Here is a 17272-nt window from a genome sequence, read left to right as displayed (position 1 = left end):
ACTACGCGGTCAGTGACCGGCCGCGGCCACCTTCTCGCGCACGATGTTCAGCGCCGAGCCGGCCCGGAACCACTCCACCTGCTCGTCGGAGAAGGTGTGCGTGGCCTCGAAGTCGACGGTGGTGCCGTCCGGCTTCACGATCTGGCCGCGCACCGGCCGGCCGGGTACCGGCGGCAGGCCGAGCACGTTGATCCGGTCACCCTCTTCGACGAGGTCGTACGTGGACGGGTCGGAGAACGTGAGCGGTACCAGGCCTTGCTTCTTCAGGTTCGTCTCGTGGATGCGGGCGAAGCTGCGGGCGAGGATCACCACGCCACCCCGGAAGCGAGGCTCCATCGCCGCGTGCTCGCGGGAGGAGCCTTCGCCGTAGTTGCGGTCGCCGATCGCCGCCCAGCGGATGCCGGCGTCGCCGTAGCGCTTCGCGATGTCGGGGAACGGGCGCGTCGCTCCGTCGGTGACGTCGACCCCCTCCCCGGTGGCGCCGGTGAACGCGTTGACCGCCCCGATGAACAGGTTGCCGGAGATGTTCTCCAGATGCCCGCGGTACGTGAGCCACTTGCCGGCCGCCGAGATGTGGTCGGTGGTGCACTTGCCCTGCGCCTTCATCAGCACCGGCAGGCCGAGGTAGTCGTGGCCGTCCCAGGCGGGGAACGGGGCGAGGAGCTGCAGGCGCTCGCTCGTCGGGCTGACCGCGACCTGGACCCCAGAACCGTCCGCCGGCGGAGCGGTGAAGGTGTCGACTCCGGGGTCGTAGCCGCGGTTCGGCAGCACCTCGCCGACGGGCGGGTCGAGGCGCACGGCGGTGCCGTCGGGGGCGGCGATGGTGTCGGCGGTCGGGTCGAAGTCGAGCCGGCCGGCGAGCGCGATCGCCATCACCGTGTCGGGGGAGGTGACGAAGCTGAGCGTGTTGGCCGAACCGTCGTTGCGCTTCGGGAAGTTGCGGTTGAACGAGTTGACAATCGTGTTCGGCTTGTCGGTGATCTCCTTCGCGCGCTCCCACTGGCCGATGCAGGGCCCGCAGGCGTTCGCGAGCACCGTCGCCCCCACTGCCTCGAGGTCGGCGAGCAGGCCGTCGCGCTCGATCGTGGCCCGGATCTGCTCCGAGCCCGGCGTGATCAACAGCTCGCACTTCGCGCGGAGCCCCTTCGCCGCGGCCTGCCTCGCGACCGAGGCGGCGCGGGTGATGTCCTCGTACGAGGAGTTCGTGCAGGAGCCGATCAGCGCGGAGGACACCTCGAGCGGCCAGCCGTTCTCCGCGGCGGCGGCCCCGACGCCGGCGGCGCCGACGGGATGGGCGCGGTCGGGGGAGTGCGGGCCGTTGATCAGCGGCTTCAGACCGTCGAGGTCGATCTCGACGAGTTGGTCGTAGAGGGCGCCGTCGTCGGGACGCAGGTGCTGCGCGACCCGGTCCGCGGCGTCGGCGATGGCCTCACGCCCGGTCGCCTTCAGGTACGCGGCCATGTTCTCGTCGTAGGCGAAGAGCGAGCAGGTGGCGCCGATCTCGGCGCCCATGTTGCAGATGGTGGCCTTGCCGGTGGCCGAGATGCTGTCTGCCCCGGGCCCGAAGTACTCGACGATGGCCCCGGTGCCACCCTCGACGGTGAGGATCCGGGCGACCTCCAAGATGACGTCTTTCGGGCTGGACCAGCCGCTCAGCGAGCCGGTCAACTTGACGCCGATCACCTTCGGCCAGCGCACGTTGAACGGGAAGCCGGTCATCACGTCGACGGCGTCGGCCCCGCCGACGCCGATCGCCACCATGCCGAGGCCACCGGCGTTCGGGGTGTGGCTGTCGGTGCCGATCATCATCCCGCCCGGGAACGCGTAGTTTTCCAGCACCACCTGGTGGATGATCCCGCTGCCCGGGCCCCAGAAGCCGATGCCGTACTTCGCGGACACCGAGCGCAAGAAGTCGTAGACCTCGCGGTTGGTGTCGAGCGCCACGCCGAGGTCGATGTTCGCGCCCACCTTGGCGAGGATGAGGTGGTCGCAGTGCACCGTCGAGGGCACGGCGGTCTCGGGGAGGCCGGCGGTCATGAACTGCAACAGCGCCATCTGGGCGGTCGCGTCTTGCATCGCCACCCGGTCGGGGCGGAAGTCGGCGTAGCTCGCGTTGCGCTCCAGCTCCTGGCCGGCGGGGTCGACGAGGTGGTTGATCAGCACCTTCTCGGTGAGGGTGAGCGGCCGGCCGAGCCGCTCGCGGCCGAGCGCGACCCGCTCGGCCAGGGTGCTGTAGACCCGCTCGACGAGCTCGATCGGTGTACCGGCGGTGACGGTGGCCATCTGGGATTCCCCCTTGCGTTCTCTACCTGATGTAGACAACTCTAATACAAGTGAGGGAGATCCGCTACCAGCAGATCGCACGTGAGGTGCGCGAGCGAGTCGTCGACGGCGCGTACGGCGCCGGGGGCGTGCTGCCGAGCGAGGCGGAGCTCGGCGTCGAGTTCGGCGTGAGCAGGGTCACCGTGCGCCGGGCGCTCGAGCTGCTGCGCGAGGAAGGGCTCGTCGATGCCCGTCAGGGTTTCGGCTGGTTCGTCGCCCGGGAGCCGCTGCGCCAGAGCCTCGGCCATCTGGCCACGATCGAAGGCCAACTGGCCGAGTCGGGCATCCGCCCCGAACGGCGGATCCTCGAGTTCGCGTTCGTCCCCGCCACACGCGCGGTCGCGGCCGTGCTCGGAGCCGAACAGGTGCTGCGCGTGAAGCGCGTCAACCTGGCTGACGGTGAGCCGTTCGCCGTCGTCACGGTCTGGTGCCCGGCCGAGCGCGGCCAGCACCTGAGCCGGAGCGACGTGGAGCGCTCGCCGTTCTACGAGCTGCTCGACGTGGTGCTCGCCGGCGCGACGCAGACCATCGCCGCAGACGCGGCCACCGCGGCCGATGCCCGCCTGCTGGGCGTGCCCTCAGGCTCGCCGGTGCTGCGCTGCCGGCGCGTGACCACCGACACCACCGGGCGCGCGGTGCTGCTGTCCGAGCACGTCTTCCCCGGCCACCGCACCGAGTTCGTCGTCGACCTGCCCCACGCCGAGCCCTCGATCGCGCCGACGGGTCTGCGCCTCGTCGACGAGCGCTGACCGCCTGCCAGACTCGGTTCCATGACCGAGCGCGTGACCATCTCCATCGCCGGCGGAGTCGCCGACGTCCGCCTGAACCGACCCGACAAGCGCAACGCGCTCGACGGGGAGATGTTCCTCGCCATAGCGAGGGCCGGCGAGCGGCTGTGCTCCGAACCCGGGGTGCGCGCCGTGGTGCTGAGCGGTGAGGGGCCCTCGTTCTGCGCCGGCCTCGACTTCTCGTCGTTCCAGCAAATGGCAGGTGGCGCAGCTGCCGGCAACGACGACGGCAACCCGGGCCGCGTCGACGCGGGCCGCATCACCCACCTCGGCCAGCAGGTGTGCTGGGTGTGGCAGGAGGTGCCGGTACCGGTGATCGCCGCCGTGCACGGCCACGCGCTGGGCGGCGGCATCCAGATCGCGCTCGGCGCCGACATCCGCATCGTGCACCCCGACGCCCAGCTGTCGGTGCGAGAGGTGCACTGGGGGCTCGTTCCCGACATGACCGGCACGCTCATGCTGAGCCACCTCGTGCGCCCCGACGTGGCGAAGGAGCTGACCTTCACCGCGCGGGTCGTGTCCGGGCGCGAAGCGGTCGAGCTCGGCCTCGGCACGCGTCTGTCGGAGACCCCGCTCGAGGACGCGTTGGCCCTTGCCGGCGAGATCGCCGGGCGCAGCCCGCATGCCATCCGCGGGGTGAAGGAGCTGTTCAACCGGTTGACGGGCGCGGGGGCAGCCGAGCAGTTCGCCGCCGAGCGCCGGGTGATCGGCTCGCTGGTGGGCACCGCCAACCAGGTGGAAGCGGTGAGCGCGAACTTCGAGAAGCGTCCCCCCGCCTTCGGCGACCTCGGCTGAACGACCCCGGCTGAACCGGGGCGGTCAGCTCCGCCCGCCTACGGTGGCGACGACGAGAAGAAGGATGCCGGCGAGGCCGACGAGCAGCAGGATCGACGCCACAATGCCGCAGACGCGGCCGGCCTGGACGGCCCCCCGGTTGCGGTACATGGCGGGATTGGCGTCGATCTCGCGCAGCGCGTTGTTGCCCATCGACCAGGCGATCGGGCCGAGGATCTGGCAGAGCACGAGGCTCAAGATGCCGACCACGAGCACCGCGGTCCCCTGGGGGTGGTCGATCTGGCCGCCTCCCCAGCCGTACCCGCCTTGGGGCGGCGGCTGGTAGCCGGGCGGCGGGCTCGGAGGCGGAGGCGGCATGCTCACCGGCAGAGTCTGGCACGGTAAACCTTGGTCGCGCGGCCCCGCCGCGGCCTAACATGGGTTCCGACACCGCTCGGGCCAGTGCCGTCCCGGAGGTCCACCCAGCCGATCTCGACTCCGTGGATGAGGACGATGCACAACCAGTACCCCGCGCCGTATGGGCTCTACGATCCGCGCTTCGAGCACGACTCGTGCGGCGTGTCGTTCGTCGCCAACGTGTTGGGCAAGCCCAGCCGCTCGATCGTCTCGATGGCGATCGGGGCGCTCTGCAACCTGGAGCACCGTGGTGCCACCGGGGCCGAGGCCGACACCGGCGACGGCGCCGGCATCCTCGTGCAGGTGCCGGACCGGTTCTTGCGTGAGACGGCGCCGTTCGGGCTGCCCGCCGCCGGGCACTACGCCGTCGGGCTCGCGTTCTTGCCGGCCGACCCGGCGCTCGCCGAGAAGGCGCAGGAGTCGATCGAGCGGATCGTCGCCGACGAGGGCCTGACCGTGCTCGGCTGGCGCGCCGTGCCGGTGAAGCCCGAGTGCCTCGGTGCAACGGCGCGCCGGGCGATGCCGTCGTTCCAGCAGCTCTTCGTCACCGACCCGGCGGGAGCGAGCGGGATCGATCTCGACCGCTTGGTGTACGTGGTCAGGAAGCGGGTCGAGCACGAGCTCTCCCCCGAGGAGCGCACGTACTTCCCCTCGCTCGGGAGCCGCACCCTCGTCTACAAGGGGATGTTCACCACCCCCCAGCTCGCGACGTTCTTCCCCGACCTCCAAGACGAGCGTGTCGAGAGCGCGCTCGCGTTGGTGCACAGCCGGTTCTCCACCAACACCTTCCCCACTTGGCCCCTCGCCCACCCCTACCGGTACGTCGCGCACAACGGTGAGATCAACACCGTGCAGGGCAACCGCAACTGGATGCGCACCCGCGAGGCGATGCTCGCTTCCAGCCTCGTGCCCGGCCTCGACCGCGCGTTCCCCATCTGCACCCCGGGTGCGAGCGACTCGGCCACCTTCGACGAGGTGCTCGAGCTGCTCCACCTCGGCGGTCGCTCGCTGCCCCACGCGGTGCTGATGATGATCCCCGAGGCCTGGGAGAACCACGAGACGATGGACGCCGACAAGCGGGCGTTCTACCGCTTCCACGGGTCGCTGATGGAGCCGTGGGACGGCCCGGCAAGCATCGCGTTCACCGACGGCACCGTCATCGGCGCGGTCCTCGACCGCAACGGGCTGCGCCCCAGCCGGTACTGGGTGACCGACGACGACGTCGTCGTGCTCGCCTCCGAGGTCGGCGTGCTCGACCTCGACCCGGCGCGGATCGTGCGCAAGGGGCGCCTCCAGCCCGGCAAGATGTTCCTCGTCGACACCGCGCAGGGGCGCATCGTCGACGACGAGGAGCTGAAGCGCACCCTCGCCGCCGAGCAGCCCTACGCCGAGTGGCTCGACGCCGGCCTGGTCGAGCTCGCCGATCTACCCGCTCGTGAGCACGTCGTGCACAGCCACATGAGCGTGCTGCGCCGCCAGCAGGTGTTCGGGTACACGCACGAGGAGCTGAAGGTGATCGTCGCCCCGATGGCGGCGAAGGGGACCGAACCGATCGGCTCGATGGGCACCGACACCCCGATCGCGGTGCTGTCGGACCGGCCTCGCCTGCTGTTCGACTACTTCGCGCAGCTCTTCGCCCAGGTCACTAACCCTCCCCTTGACGCGATCCGCGAAGAGGTGGTGACTGCAGTCGGGGCGACGATCGGGCCGGAGTCGAACCTGCTGTCGCCTGGCCCGCAGAGCTGCCGTCAGCTCGTGCTGCCGTTCCCGATCATCGACAACGACGAGTTGGCCAAGATCATCCACATCGACGACGACGGCTCACGGCCCGATCTGCGGGCCCACGTCGTCGCCGGGCTGTACCGCGTGGCGGGCGGGGGGCTGGCGCTGAAGCGCGCGCTCGACGCGATCCGCCGCGAGGTGTCGAACGCCATCGACGAGGGTGCCCGGATCATCGTGCTCTCCCAGCGCAACTCCGACGAGGTGTACGCGCCGATCCCGTCGCTGCTGCTGACGAGCGCCGTTCACCACCATCTGATCCGCGAGAAGAAGCGCACGATGGCGGGGCTGGTGGTGGAGTGTGGCGACGCCCGCGAGGTGCACCACATGGCGCTGCTCGTCGGCTACGGCGCCGGCGCGATCAACCCCTACCTGGCGTTCGAGTCGATCGAGAAGATGATCGCCGAGAACTTCCACGGCCTCGGGGAGATGGACCCGCACAAGGCGGTGAAGAACTACATCAAGGCCTGCGGCAAGGGTGTGCTGAAGGTGATGTCGAAGATGGGCGTCAGCACCGTCGCCAGCTACACCGGCGCCCAGATCTTCGAGGCCATCGGCCTCGGTCGGGAACTGGTCGACGAGTACTTCACCGGCACGGTCAGCCGGCTCGGGGGCATCGGGCTCGACGAGATCGCGGCCGAGACCGCAGCTCGCCACGCCGACGCCCACCCCGCGAATCCCGAGCAGCGGGCGCACCGCAAGCTGGAGCTCGGCGGGGAGTACCAGTGGCGCCGCGAGGGCGAGCACCACCTGTTCAACCCCGAGACGGTGTTCAAGCTGCAGCACGCGGCGCGGGCCAAGCGCTACGACATCTTCAAGGAGTACACGGCGAAGGTGAACGACCAGTCCGCGCGCCTCGCCACGCTGCGCGGCCTGTTCGAGCTGAAGACCGGCGCGCGGCCGGCGGTGCCGATCGAAGAGGTCGAGCCCGTCGCCGAGCTGGTCAAGCGCTTCTCCACCGGCGCGATGAGCTACGGCTCGATCTCGCAGGAGGCCCACGAGACGCTCGCCGTCGCGATGAACAGCCTCGGCGCGAAGAGCAACACCGGCGAGGGCGGTGAGGATCCCGACCGGCTGTACGACCCCGAGCGGCGGTCGGCGATCAAGCAGGTCGCCTCGGGCCGGTTCGGAGTGACGAGCGAGTACCTGACGAACGCCGCGGACCTGCAGATCAAGATGGCCCAGGGGGCCAAACCCGGCGAGGGCGGTCAGCTGCCCGGCGCCAAGGTGTACCCGTGGATCGCCCGCACCCGGCACTCCACCCCCGGTGTGGGCCTGATCAGCCCCCCACCGCACCACGACATCTACTCGATCGAGGATCTGAAGCAGCTGATCCACGACCTGAAGAACTCGAACCCCGAGGCGCGCATCCACGTCAAGCTCGTCGCCGAGGTGGGTGTCGGCACCGTCGCCGCGGGGGTGTCGAAGGCGAAGGCCGACGTGGTGCTGATCTCGGGCCACGACGGCGGGACGGGTGCCTCGCCGCTGACCTCGTTGAAGCACGCCGGCGGGCCGTGGGAGCTCGGTCTCGCCGAGACCCAGCAGACGCTGCTGCTGAACGGGCTGCGTGATCGCATCGTCGTGCAGACGGACGGCCAGCTGAAGACCGGTCGCGACGTGGTCGTCGCCGCGCTGCTCGGCGCGGAGGAGTTCGGCTTCGCGACCGCGCCGCTCGTCGTCAGCGGCTGCGTGATGATGCGCGTCTGCCACCTCGACACCTGCCCCGTGGGCGTCGCCACGCAGAACCCCGAGCTGCGCAAGCGGTTCAGCGGCAAGCCCGAGTTCGTCGTCAACTTCTTCGAGTTCATCGCCGAGGAGGTACGTGAGCTGATGGCCGAGCTCGGCTTCCGCACGATGGCCGAGATGATCGGCCATGCCGAGCTGCTCGACACCCGCCAGGCGGTCGACCACTGGAAGGCCCACGGGCTCGACCTCAGCGCGATCCTCGCCGTTCCGGAGAACCCCTACGGCCAGACGCTCGTGCAGTCGGTGGCCCAGGACCACGGCCTCGACGTGGCCCTCGACCGTCAGCTCATCGAGCGCGCGCAGGGCGCGATCGAGCGCGCCGAGCCGGTCGCGTTCTCGATGGCGATCCGCAACGTGAACCGCACCGTCGGCACCCTGCTCGGCCACGAGGTGACCAAGCGTTGGAAGGGCGAGGGCCTTCCCGACGGGACGATCTCGATCCACTTCCGCGGTTCTGCCGGCCAGTCGTTCGGCGCGTTCGTGCCACGAGGGATCACGTTGCGCCTGGAGGGAGACGCGAACGACTACGTCGGCAAGGGCCTGTCCGGGGGCACGGTCGTCGTGCACCCCGACGAGCGGGCGACCTTCCCCGCCGAGGCCAACGTCGTCGCCGGCAACGTCATCGGCTACGGCGCCACCGCCGGGGAGATCTACCTGCGCGGCGTCGTCGGCGAGCGCTTCTGCGTGCGCAACTCGGGGGCGACGGCCGTCGTCGAGGGTGTCGGCGACCACGGCTGCGAGTACATGACCGGTGGCCGGGTGATCGTGCTCGGCCCGACGGGTCGCAACTTCGGCGCCGGGATGTCCGGCGGCATCGCCTATGTGTACGACCCCGAGGGGGTGTTCGCTTCCAGGGTCAACTACGAGCTCGTCACGCTGCAGGAGCTCGATGACGGCGACCGTGAGTTCGTCGCGAACACCGTCGAGCGCCACCGCGCGCTCACGGGGAGCCCGGTCGCGGCGCGGATCCTCGACGCCTGGGAGGCGGAGCAGGCCCACTTCCGCAAGGTGATGCCCACCGACTACGAGCGCGTGCTCGCGGTGATCCGGGCGGCCGAGGCCGAAGGTCTCGACGAGGAGCAGACGGCCGAGCGAGTGATGGAGGCGGCGCATGGGTGAGGTGACGGGTTTCCTGCAATGGGACCGCGAGATGCCGTCGCGGCGCCCGGTCCCGGTGCGCCTGCGCGACTGGTCGGAGGTGTACGAGGACTTCGGGGTCGACCGGATCACACGCCAGGCCGGGCGTTGCATGGACTGCGGGATCCCGTTCTGCAACAACGGCTGCCCGCTAGGCAACCTGATCCCCGACTGGAACGACCTCGTCTACCGCGATCACTGGCGCGACGCGTTCGACCGCCTGCATGCCACCAACAACTTCCCCGAGTTCACCGGCCGGCTGTGTCCGGCGCCGTGCGAAGCGGCGTGCGTGCTCGGGATCAACGCCGACCCGGTGACGATCAAGCAGGTCGAGGTGGAGATCATCGACCGCGCCTGGGACGAGGGGTGGGTGACCCCCCACGTGCCAGCGGTGCGCACCGGCAAGCGGGTCGCCGTGATCGGCTCTGGCCCGGCGGGCCTGGCCGCTGCCCAGCAGCTCACCCGCGCCGGTCACGACGTGCTCGTGCTCGAGCGCGCCGATCGGGTCGGCGGGTTGCTGCGCTACGGGATCCCCGAGTTCAAGCTGGAGAAGCGCCACGTCGACCGGCGCCTCGCCCAGATGGAGGCCGAGGGCACCGAGTTCCGCACCGGTGCCATCGTCGGCGTGAGTGTCGACGTCGAGGTGCTGCTCGCCTCCCACGATGCCTTGGTGCTCGCCTGCGGAGCCACGCAGTGGCGTGACCTGCCCGTGCCCGGGCGTGAGCTGAACGGGATCTTCCAGGCGATGGAGTACCTCCCGCTCGCGAACAGGGTGCAACAGGGCGACATCGACAGCTCGCCGATCGACGTGGCCGGCAAGCACGTGGTGATCATCGGCGGCGGGGACACCGGCGCGGACTGCCTCGGCACCGCGCACCGTCAGGGGGCGGCGTCGGTGACCCAGCTCGAGATCCTGGCCAGGCCGCCCGACGCGCGAGCGCCGGACAACCCCTGGCCGCAGTGGAGTCAGGTGTTCCGGGTGTCGTCCGCGCACGAAGAAGGCGGCGACCGCGTCTACTCGGTCAACACCGAGCGCTTCTTGGACGACGGCGACGGCAACGTCCGCGCGCTCTTGATCCACGAGGTCGAGCTCGTCGACGGCAGGTTCGAAAAGATCGCGGGCACCGAGCGTGAGCTGCCTGCCGACTTCGTGTTCTTGGCGATGGGCTTCGTCGGCCCAGAGCGCGGATCCTGGCTCGACCAGCTCGGCGTCGCGTTCGACCAGCGCGGCAACGTCGCCCGGGGCCAGGACTACCAGACGAACGTGCCGGGGGTGTTCGTGGCCGGCGACATGGGCAGGGGTCAGAGCCTGATCGTCTGGGCCATCGCCGAGGGGCGGTCCTGCGCGGCAGGCGTCGACCGCTACCTGACGGGTTCCAGCACCCTGCCGCGCCCGGTGAATCCCACCGATCGTCCACTGATGTGACGCAAGGTGACGGGGGCGACACCAGTTGACTCCGGTTCACGCGTACGCTGTCGTCCCGTGCGCGCGCATCGAACTCGTTCCCTCCGCTCCGTCGTCGGAGTCGGCTTCGTCGGCATCGTCGGCATCGTCGGGCTGACAGCCTGCGGGGGCGGCGGTTCCGAGGCCTCGAGCACCACCTTGAAGCCGCTCACGTCGACCGCGTACGTCACCACTCCGCCGCTCGTGTCGAGCACCGTCGATCCGTCGAACACGGTCCCGCCCGAGCGTCAGTACACCGTGCAGTCGGGCGACTACTTGTACGCGATCGCTGAGGCCTTCGGCGTGAAGGCGGAGGACATTGCGAGCTACAACAGCTGGACCGACGGCGTGCGCCACCCGCTGAACCCCGGCGACGTGGTGAAGATCCCGCCCGGGGGCACAACGCCGACGACCGACCCGACGACCGAGTCGGCCGCGCCGTCGTCTGACTCGACGCCCTCTACCCCGACCACCGTCCCACCGGATTCCCAGGGCACGTACACGGTCGAGGAGGGCGACTTCCTCTACGGGATCGCGGAGAAGTTCGGCACGACCGCCGAGGCGATCGCCACGGCCAACGGCTGGACCGACGGGGTGAACCACAGCATCTTCGCCGGCGACGTGATCGTCATCCCGGCAAAGAGCGAGTAGCTCAGTCTCCGAGGTCGGGCCAGCGCCGGCGTTGACGCCGGCGGACTCCGGCCGTGCCCAAGCGGCGGCGCTCGGACAGCTCCCACTGGCGGCGCCAGCCGGTGTAGTCGGGGCCGGTCAACTTCGGGCTGGTGCCGGCATGGGCGCGGCGTCGCGCGGTCCAGAAGTCGGTCAGTGCCTCGTCGCCGAGCGCGGTCACCGCCGCCTCGATGCGCGCGGAGAAGCGGCGCGTGCTCTCGTCGGTGCCGGGTCGCAGCGGGTGGCCGAACACCACCTTCGTCGTCCCTGCCTTCGGGCGCTTGGCACCCTTGCCGTAGAGCGCGCCGGTGCCGTCGATGAAGACCGGCACCACCGGCGCCCCGGTGCGCGCCGACAAGTAAGCCGCGCCACCCTTCCACTCCTGGCCCCAGCCGTCGGGAGAGCGGCCCCCCTCCGGGTAGATCACGAGGCTCCAGCCGTCTTCGAGGAGGCCCCTGATCATGTCGGCTGACCGCCTCCCGGTGGCCTCGCGATCGATCGGGATCGCGTTCAGCGTGAGTGCGGCCAGCACCGCCTTCCAGCGGGTGTCGAAGAAGTAGTCGGCCGCAGCGGCGACGACCAGCTTGGAGCGCCACGGCTCGGGGACGCACACCGCCATCAGCGGGGTGTCGAGGTGCGAGTGGTGGTTCGGCGTGAAGATCAGCGGCGGGGCGTCGTCGTCGAGCCGGCGCAGGTCGGCCAGGCGATCGACGCCGAACACCTCCGGGCTGGCGAGTCCGGTGATCATCGCCCGCACCGGCCCTTCGGCCAGCACCCGCCGGGCGGCGCGCGCCGGGACCGAGCGCGCCCAGTCGGTGTCGTAGTCCGCGCCGAGCGTCGAGGGCTCGCGCGGCACTGCCACCCCGCGGGGGACCGTCGGCGACCGGTACGGGAAGCCGTAGGAGCTCACCTTGCGCACCGCGCCCGCCGAGGCGCGCTCCAGCGAACCCGCCACCTTGCCCACCTTCGCCAGGCGGCTCGGCCTCCACGGGGCGTCGTCGCGAGCCATCAGCGGACGTCGGCCACGAGCAGCGGCGGCGAGTGCAGGTGGGTGATGGTGGGGGAGCGCCCGACGACGTCGCTCGCGATCTCCAACGCGTCGTCGAGCGTGCTCGCGGGGGTGAACCCCAACCGGCGGACGGCCTTCGGGTCGCCGCCGACGATGATCACCTTGGCGCAGTGCTGCATCCCGTGGCTGCCCCAGTACCACATGTAGAACGGGTGCACCCCGTGGTAGGCGTAGCTGGTGCGGTACAGGTGGCGGTACCACTCGTCCTCGGCGTAGCGGCGCTCCCACTTCTCGCTCATCACGTGGGGGTCGGTGGTGTCGGTGAGCACCTGGTCGTAGAAGTCGATGTAGCTCGGGTGGTGCACGGGGTTGAAGTCCGGGTACGTCGGGTGGGTCATGATCACCACCCCGCCCTCACGCACGAGGGGCATCCCCCGGTACATGTTGAAGAAGTAGCCGAGGCCCATGCACATGACGAGGATCGGGTTGAGGATCGAGTGCACGTTGTACGGGCTGATGTAGGGGATGCCCATCGTCAAGATGTCGGTCTGGCCCTGCACCTCGACCAGCTGCTGGGCGTAGACGTGCTCGGTGGTGAGCTTGTGCACCGCCTCCACCTCGCCGGCCTGCACGCTCGTCATCTGGTGCGGTGACTCGATGGAGTGGAAGATGTTGCGGGCCACTCGCCGCGGCGCCCGCTTCAGCGACTTCTCGGTGCCGAGGTACATCGCCCGGTCACGGGCGGTCCACTCCCACTCCCGCTTGGACAAGAAGGCGAACGGCGTCGGGAAGGTGTCGGTGTTGAGCGTCGTCTCCACCTGGAACACCTTCACCCCGGAGTCGACGAGCACCTGGCCCATGCGCCAGTTGCTCTTGTGCAACTCGCTGCGGTGCTGGTCCATGAAGCTGCGCGATTGCAGCATCGTCACCGGGTTGTGGTGGTGGCGCAGCGAGCGGTACGACGCGAGACCGGTGGCGGTGCTCTTCCAGCCACCGTCCATGGCGACGAGGTTGATGTTCACGTACACCAGCAGGTCGCTCTCGGCGGCCCGCTTGTTAATCTCCACCTCCTCGCCGTGGGGGGTGGTGCCGAGGAAGCTCAGGTTGTCGGGATCCTCGGCGTCGTGCTGGTACAGCAGCCCGCGGGGCGCGAACGCGTCGTACACCCTGTCGCCGACCGCGTGACGCAGCTCGGCCTCGGTCATCCGCCGGTGCAGCGCGAGCGCGGAGATGATGTGCACGTCGTCGACGCCGGCCTCGGCGGCGAGATCGAGCACCGCCTCGATCACGCGCTGGCGGATGTCGGGGCGGCGCATCTTCGGCAGCGGCAGGCTGACGTCATCGAACGCGATCGTCAGCTTCATCCCCGCGTGCAGCAGCGTCGGCAGCGGGTCCTGGTCGATCGGGTTCAACAGCGCGTGGCGGATGGCACCGTCGACGTCGTCGATCGCGGCCAGCGGCTCGGCGGGGTAGACCACCCGGCTGCGGCCCGCAGGCAGGCGCTCCAGCGAGAACTGCTCGCCTCTCCAGAAGAGGGTCGGGGGGGTCGAGCGGTCGACCTCGAGGACGAATCCGGGACGGGGCATTACTTCCTCCGCACGTTCTGCCGTAGGTCGAAGGCCACCTTCACCGCGCCGCGGCGGCCCGCCGCGGCGGCGTGGGCGATGGCGTCCTCGAAGTCGTCGATCGGGTAGGTGGCCGAGCACAGCCGCTCCAGCCGGCACGCGGCCGCGGTGTCGATGGCCAGCTCGAACGTGCGCCGCCGTCCGCCGTCGGGCATCGTCTCGGTGCCGTAGGTGTACGCGCCGACGAGCTGGGTCTCGCGGTGCCAGAGGCCGGTCAGGTCGACGGTGACCTCGGCCGGCATCCCCATCAGCACCACCCGGCCCCGCGGCCGGGTGAGGCGCAAGCAGACGGCGATCGAGTCGGCGGTGCCGACGGCGTCGATCGCCGCGTGCGCGCCGCTCGACAAGTAGTCGCCGACGACGTGGCAGCCCACCTCTCGGCGCACGGCGCGGGTGAGCTCGCCGGGGGCGACCACCTGGTCGGCGCCGAGGCTGCGGGCCAGTGCCTGCTGGTGGGGGTAGCGGGCGCCGACGACGATCCTCGCGCCGGGCACGTAGCGGCGCAGCCCGGCGACCGCGCAGAGACCCATCGTGCCTGCGCCGAGCACCGCGACGACGGGCTGCTCGCCACGTTGCGCCGCCGCGGCGACCTGCGCCCAGGTGGACAGGGCGGCGTGGATCCCACCCGCGGCCGGCTCGACGAGCAGTGCCTGCTCGTCGGGCATGTCGTCGGGCACGTCGTGCAGCTGGCTGTCGTGGGCGACGAGCTCGTCCGCCCAGCCGCCGCTCGTGGAGCTGCAGAAGCCGATCTGGATCCCCGGCTCCAGCGGGCCGGTGACGAGGTGCGCGTAGTCGTCGCCGTCACCAGGGGCCGCTCCGGGGAACGGCGGCTCGGCACCGCGTGCCTCGTGGCCGAGCACCGGCTCGATCACCACCCGGCGACCGTCGTCAGCGTCGCCGACCACCTCGTGCCCCGGCACGAAGGGGAACGAGATCCAGTCGTCGAAGTAGGTCGACGCGTGCCCCTCGACCGTCGACAGGTCGCTGCCGCAGATGCCGGTCAGGCGGGGACGCACCCGGTGCCATCCGTCGCCGGGCAGCGCCGGTGGCGCGATGTCGACCAGCTGCAGCGGTCCGACGCGTGCCGCGGTCGCCGGGCTGAGCGGGCTGACGAGGCGGGCGAGCGCGAACTTGGCCGGCCGGCGGGATACGCGCAGCGCCCTCATCGAGAGCCCCGACCGGTGAACCGCGACGCGGTGAAGCGACTCCGCTCACCCTCGCTCAACATCGGCCCGATCGGCAGCAGCGGCCGCGGCCCGCCGGATGCCTTCGACCAGTGCTCCACCAGCCAGCCGCGCTTTCGCGCGATCGCCGCCAGGCGGGTCTCGGGGTTCACCGCCACAGGGAAGCCGACGGCCTCGAGCAGGGGCAGGTCAGAGGTGCTGTCGGCGTAGGCGATCGACTCCTCGAGGAGCATCCCCTCGGCGGCGCAGTAGTCGGCGAGGATCTGGGCTCGGGTCTCGCCCGTCGGCGGTACCTGAGCCAGCTCTCCGGAATAGGTGCCGTCGGGCCTCACCGTCATCTCGGCGGAGATGATCTCGTCGAAGAGCGGACGCAACCCCGCCACCGCGAAGTCGAGGGCCCCCGTGATGAGGATCGTGCGGTGCCCGAGGGCGCGGTGCTCGCGGACCCGGCGCAACCCGGCCGGGAAGCTCTTCGTCATCACCAGCCTGGCGAGGAGCTCGGCCGCGTCCGTCTCGATCTGCTCCACCGGCGCGTCCTCGTAGCGGCGGTAGAAGTAGCGCAGGAAGTCGCCGCGGTCCTTGCGGTCCATTGCCAGCAGGCCCGGTGCCTCGCGCAGCGTGCGCAGCACGTAGCGCACGCGCTCTGGCCCGTTCAGCCGCCGCGTCGCGAGGAACGAGTAGCTCTCGACGACGTTCGAGGCGATGAGCGTGTTCTCCAGGTCGAACGCGGCGACGTGGCGCTTCGCATCGAGCACCTGGCGGCGCAACCGGTCGGCCCGGTCGACGCGGTGCTTGCCCGGCGTGGTCTTGACCCGCGCGTGCTGCACGATCGAGGGCAGGTGGACGGTGGTGATGTAGGTCGGCCAATGGACGGCACGGGGATCCAGGCAGAACGCCTCACGGTCCGCCGCGTCGAGCTCGTTCCAGACCGACATCAGGTTGTCGACCTGGTAGATCGCCTCGCACTCGGTGTACAAGCCGTACAGCTCGACGTACTCGAGGGCGCGTTCGATCTCGCCGCGCTTGTCCTCGAGCGTCGCCGAGAGCGACGCCTGCTTGCCGCGCAGCGGCAGCGTCTGCAGCGCGCGCTCCGCGCGAGCGATCGACTTCTGTGCCCGCTGGAGCTGGTTCTGGACCCGCCCCCGCCCGGGGAACTGCCAGTCCGGCACGACGATGGGCTGGCCATCCGAGTCGTACAAGGGGTGCTCGGTGAACCAGTCGTGGACGTTGTCGACGAGGGTGCGGTACTTGAGCGGGTTGAGCGAGCCGGACGCCGCCTGGGTGATGCGCGGCGCGCGCTCGGGCCCCAGCGCGGCGACGGCGATGATCGCGGCGACGACGAGGTCGACGGGGATGACGTCGACGGTGCCTTCTGGCACCCCGGGGAACTCCTTCAGCAGCCCGCGGGCGTAGGAGATGATCACCGGCTCGGCCATGCGGAAGCCGCGGATCCAACCGGGGAACGGCTCGGCCAGGGACGACTCGATGATCGAGGGCCGCACGATGCTGACAGGCACCGAGCCCTTCGACTCGACGAGCGCCTGCTCGCCGAGGGCCTTCGTGAACGCGTAGGCATCGGGCCAGCCCACGCTCGCCGCCCGTGAGCGCCCGGCCTCAACTAGGCGGTCCTTCACCCAGCGCTCACGGAGCTGCTCGGTCTTCGCGGCGAGCGCAGGCGCTCCGGCGGCGCCGAGCTCGGCGCGGGCTTCGGCGCGGAAGCGCTGCAGCTCGACCGGCGTGCGGCTCTCTGCCTCGGCGTCGCCGCGCAGGCGGCGCGCGGCGGCGACCTCGACGCGCCAGCGCAGCCCGAGGTCGAACGGTCCCTCGCTGACCAGCTCCTCCGGCGCGTTGCCGCGCCGGTTGCCGGCGACGTAGCAGGTGCTCACCGACACCATGTGGGGGAACGAGCCGTCGGCGTGGGGGCCGAGCTCGTTCAGCAGCTCGGCGATGCGCACCGGCCCGAGCAGGTTCACCTCGACCGCCCCGTCGAGCGGGGAGTCGAACGAGACGGTGGCCGCGGAGTGGATGACGAGATCGCACTCGGCGAGCACTGCGCGGTCCTCAACGGAGAGCCCGAGACCGTCGGTGCCGACGTCGCCGGTGATCGTGCGGATGCGCCGGGCGCACATCTCCTCGAACGACTCGTCGCCACCGGCGTGGCTCTCGCGCAGGCGGTCGAACGCGTTGTTCTTCAGGATCTCGCGCTTGACCCGATCGGCCGCCGTGGTGCGCTTGCCGGCGCGCACCAGCAGCACCAGCTCGCAGCCGGGCACGCCGCGCAGCAGGCGCTCGACGAGTGCAGTGCCGACGAAGCCTGTGGAGCCCGTGACGGCGATGCGCTTACCGGCGAGGGCCTCGGCGATCATCGAGCGAAGTTC

11 protein-coding genes are annotated in these 17272 nt (G+C 70.6%); 5 read left to right on the top strand and 6 right to left on the bottom strand.

The features are described 5' to 3' along the window. Nucleotides 1-9: 9 nt before the first annotated feature. Nucleotides 10-2283, bottom strand: a complete 2274-nt coding sequence (locus IPM43_01670) for an aconitate hydratase (GenBank protein ID QQS25125.1) — start codon at nt 2281-2283, stop codon at nt 10-12. A gap of 50 nt (nt 2284-2333) precedes the next feature. On the opposite strand from IPM43_01670, the gene IPM43_01665 reads away from it, so the two are divergent. After that, nucleotides 2334-3071 (top strand): GntR family transcriptional regulator, encoded by a 738-nt coding sequence (locus IPM43_01665; protein ID QQS25124.1) that lies wholly within the window; start codon nt 2334-2336, stop codon nt 3069-3071. Nucleotides 3072-3092: 21 nt separating this feature from the next. Beyond that, complete coding sequence (locus IPM43_01660) at nt 3093-3905, top strand: crotonase/enoyl-CoA hydratase family protein (GenBank protein ID QQS25123.1); 813 nt, start codon at nt 3093-3095, stop codon at nt 3903-3905. A 24-nt stretch (nt 3906-3929) separates the two neighbouring features. Here IPM43_01660 and IPM43_01655 read toward each other — a convergent pair whose 3' ends face one another. After that, a complete protein-coding gene (locus IPM43_01655; GenBank protein QQS26290.1) occupies nt 3930-4262 on the bottom strand; it encodes a DUF4190 domain-containing protein in 333 nt (110 codons plus the stop codon). Nucleotides 4263-4388: 126 nt separating this feature from the next. Between IPM43_01655 and gltB the strand changes: the two genes are divergently transcribed. Genes gltB through IPM43_01640 form a run of 3 tightly spaced genes read left to right on the top strand, consistent with a single transcriptional unit; the run spans nt 4389 to nt 11058 of the window. Next, a complete protein-coding gene (gltB, locus tag IPM43_01650) occupies nt 4389-8945 on the top strand; it encodes a glutamate synthase large subunit (protein QQS25122.1) in 4557 nt (1518 codons plus the stop codon). Next, nucleotides 8938-10389, top strand: a complete 1452-nt coding sequence (locus IPM43_01645; GenBank protein QQS25121.1) for a glutamate synthase subunit beta — start codon at nt 8938-8940, stop codon at nt 10387-10389. Before gltB ends, IPM43_01645 begins: the two co-directional genes overlap by 8 nt. Nucleotides 10390-10446: 57 nt before the next feature. Then, nucleotides 10447-11058, top strand: a complete 612-nt coding sequence (locus IPM43_01640; protein QQS25120.1) for a LysM peptidoglycan-binding domain-containing protein — start codon at nt 10447-10449, stop codon at nt 11056-11058. Between the two features lies 1 nt (nt 11059). Here IPM43_01640 and IPM43_01635 read toward each other — a convergent pair whose 3' ends face one another. Genes IPM43_01635 through IPM43_01620 form a run of 4 tightly spaced genes read right to left on the bottom strand, consistent with a single transcriptional unit; the run spans nt 11060 to nt 17260 of the window. Next, complete coding sequence (locus tag IPM43_01635; GenBank protein ID QQS25119.1) at nt 11060-12085, bottom strand: 1-acyl-sn-glycerol-3-phosphate acyltransferase; 1026 nt, start codon at nt 12083-12085, stop codon at nt 11060-11062. Beyond that, complete coding sequence (locus IPM43_01630; protein QQS25118.1) at nt 12085-13671, bottom strand: DUF2088 domain-containing protein; 1587 nt, start codon at nt 13669-13671, stop codon at nt 12085-12087. Before IPM43_01630 ends, IPM43_01635 begins: the two co-directional genes overlap by 1 nt. Beyond that, on the bottom strand, nt 13671-14876 hold the full coding sequence (locus IPM43_01625) for a zinc-binding dehydrogenase (GenBank protein QQS25117.1): 1206 nt from the start codon (nt 14874-14876) through the stop codon (nt 13671-13673). The genes IPM43_01630 and IPM43_01625 overlap by 1 nt, the downstream gene beginning before the upstream one ends. Continuing rightward, on the bottom strand, nt 14873-17260 hold the full coding sequence (locus IPM43_01620) for an HAD-IB family phosphatase (protein QQS25116.1): 2388 nt from the start codon (nt 17258-17260) through the stop codon (nt 14873-14875). The genes IPM43_01625 and IPM43_01620 overlap by 4 nt, the downstream gene beginning before the upstream one ends. Nucleotides 17261-17272 lie beyond the last annotated feature (12 nt).

It is taken from the genome of Actinomycetota bacterium (assembly GCA_016700055.1).
GTDB lineage: Bacteria > Actinomycetota > Acidimicrobiia > Acidimicrobiales > Ilumatobacteraceae > Kalu-18.
This window is presented reverse-complemented; position numbering and strand designations above follow the sequence as displayed.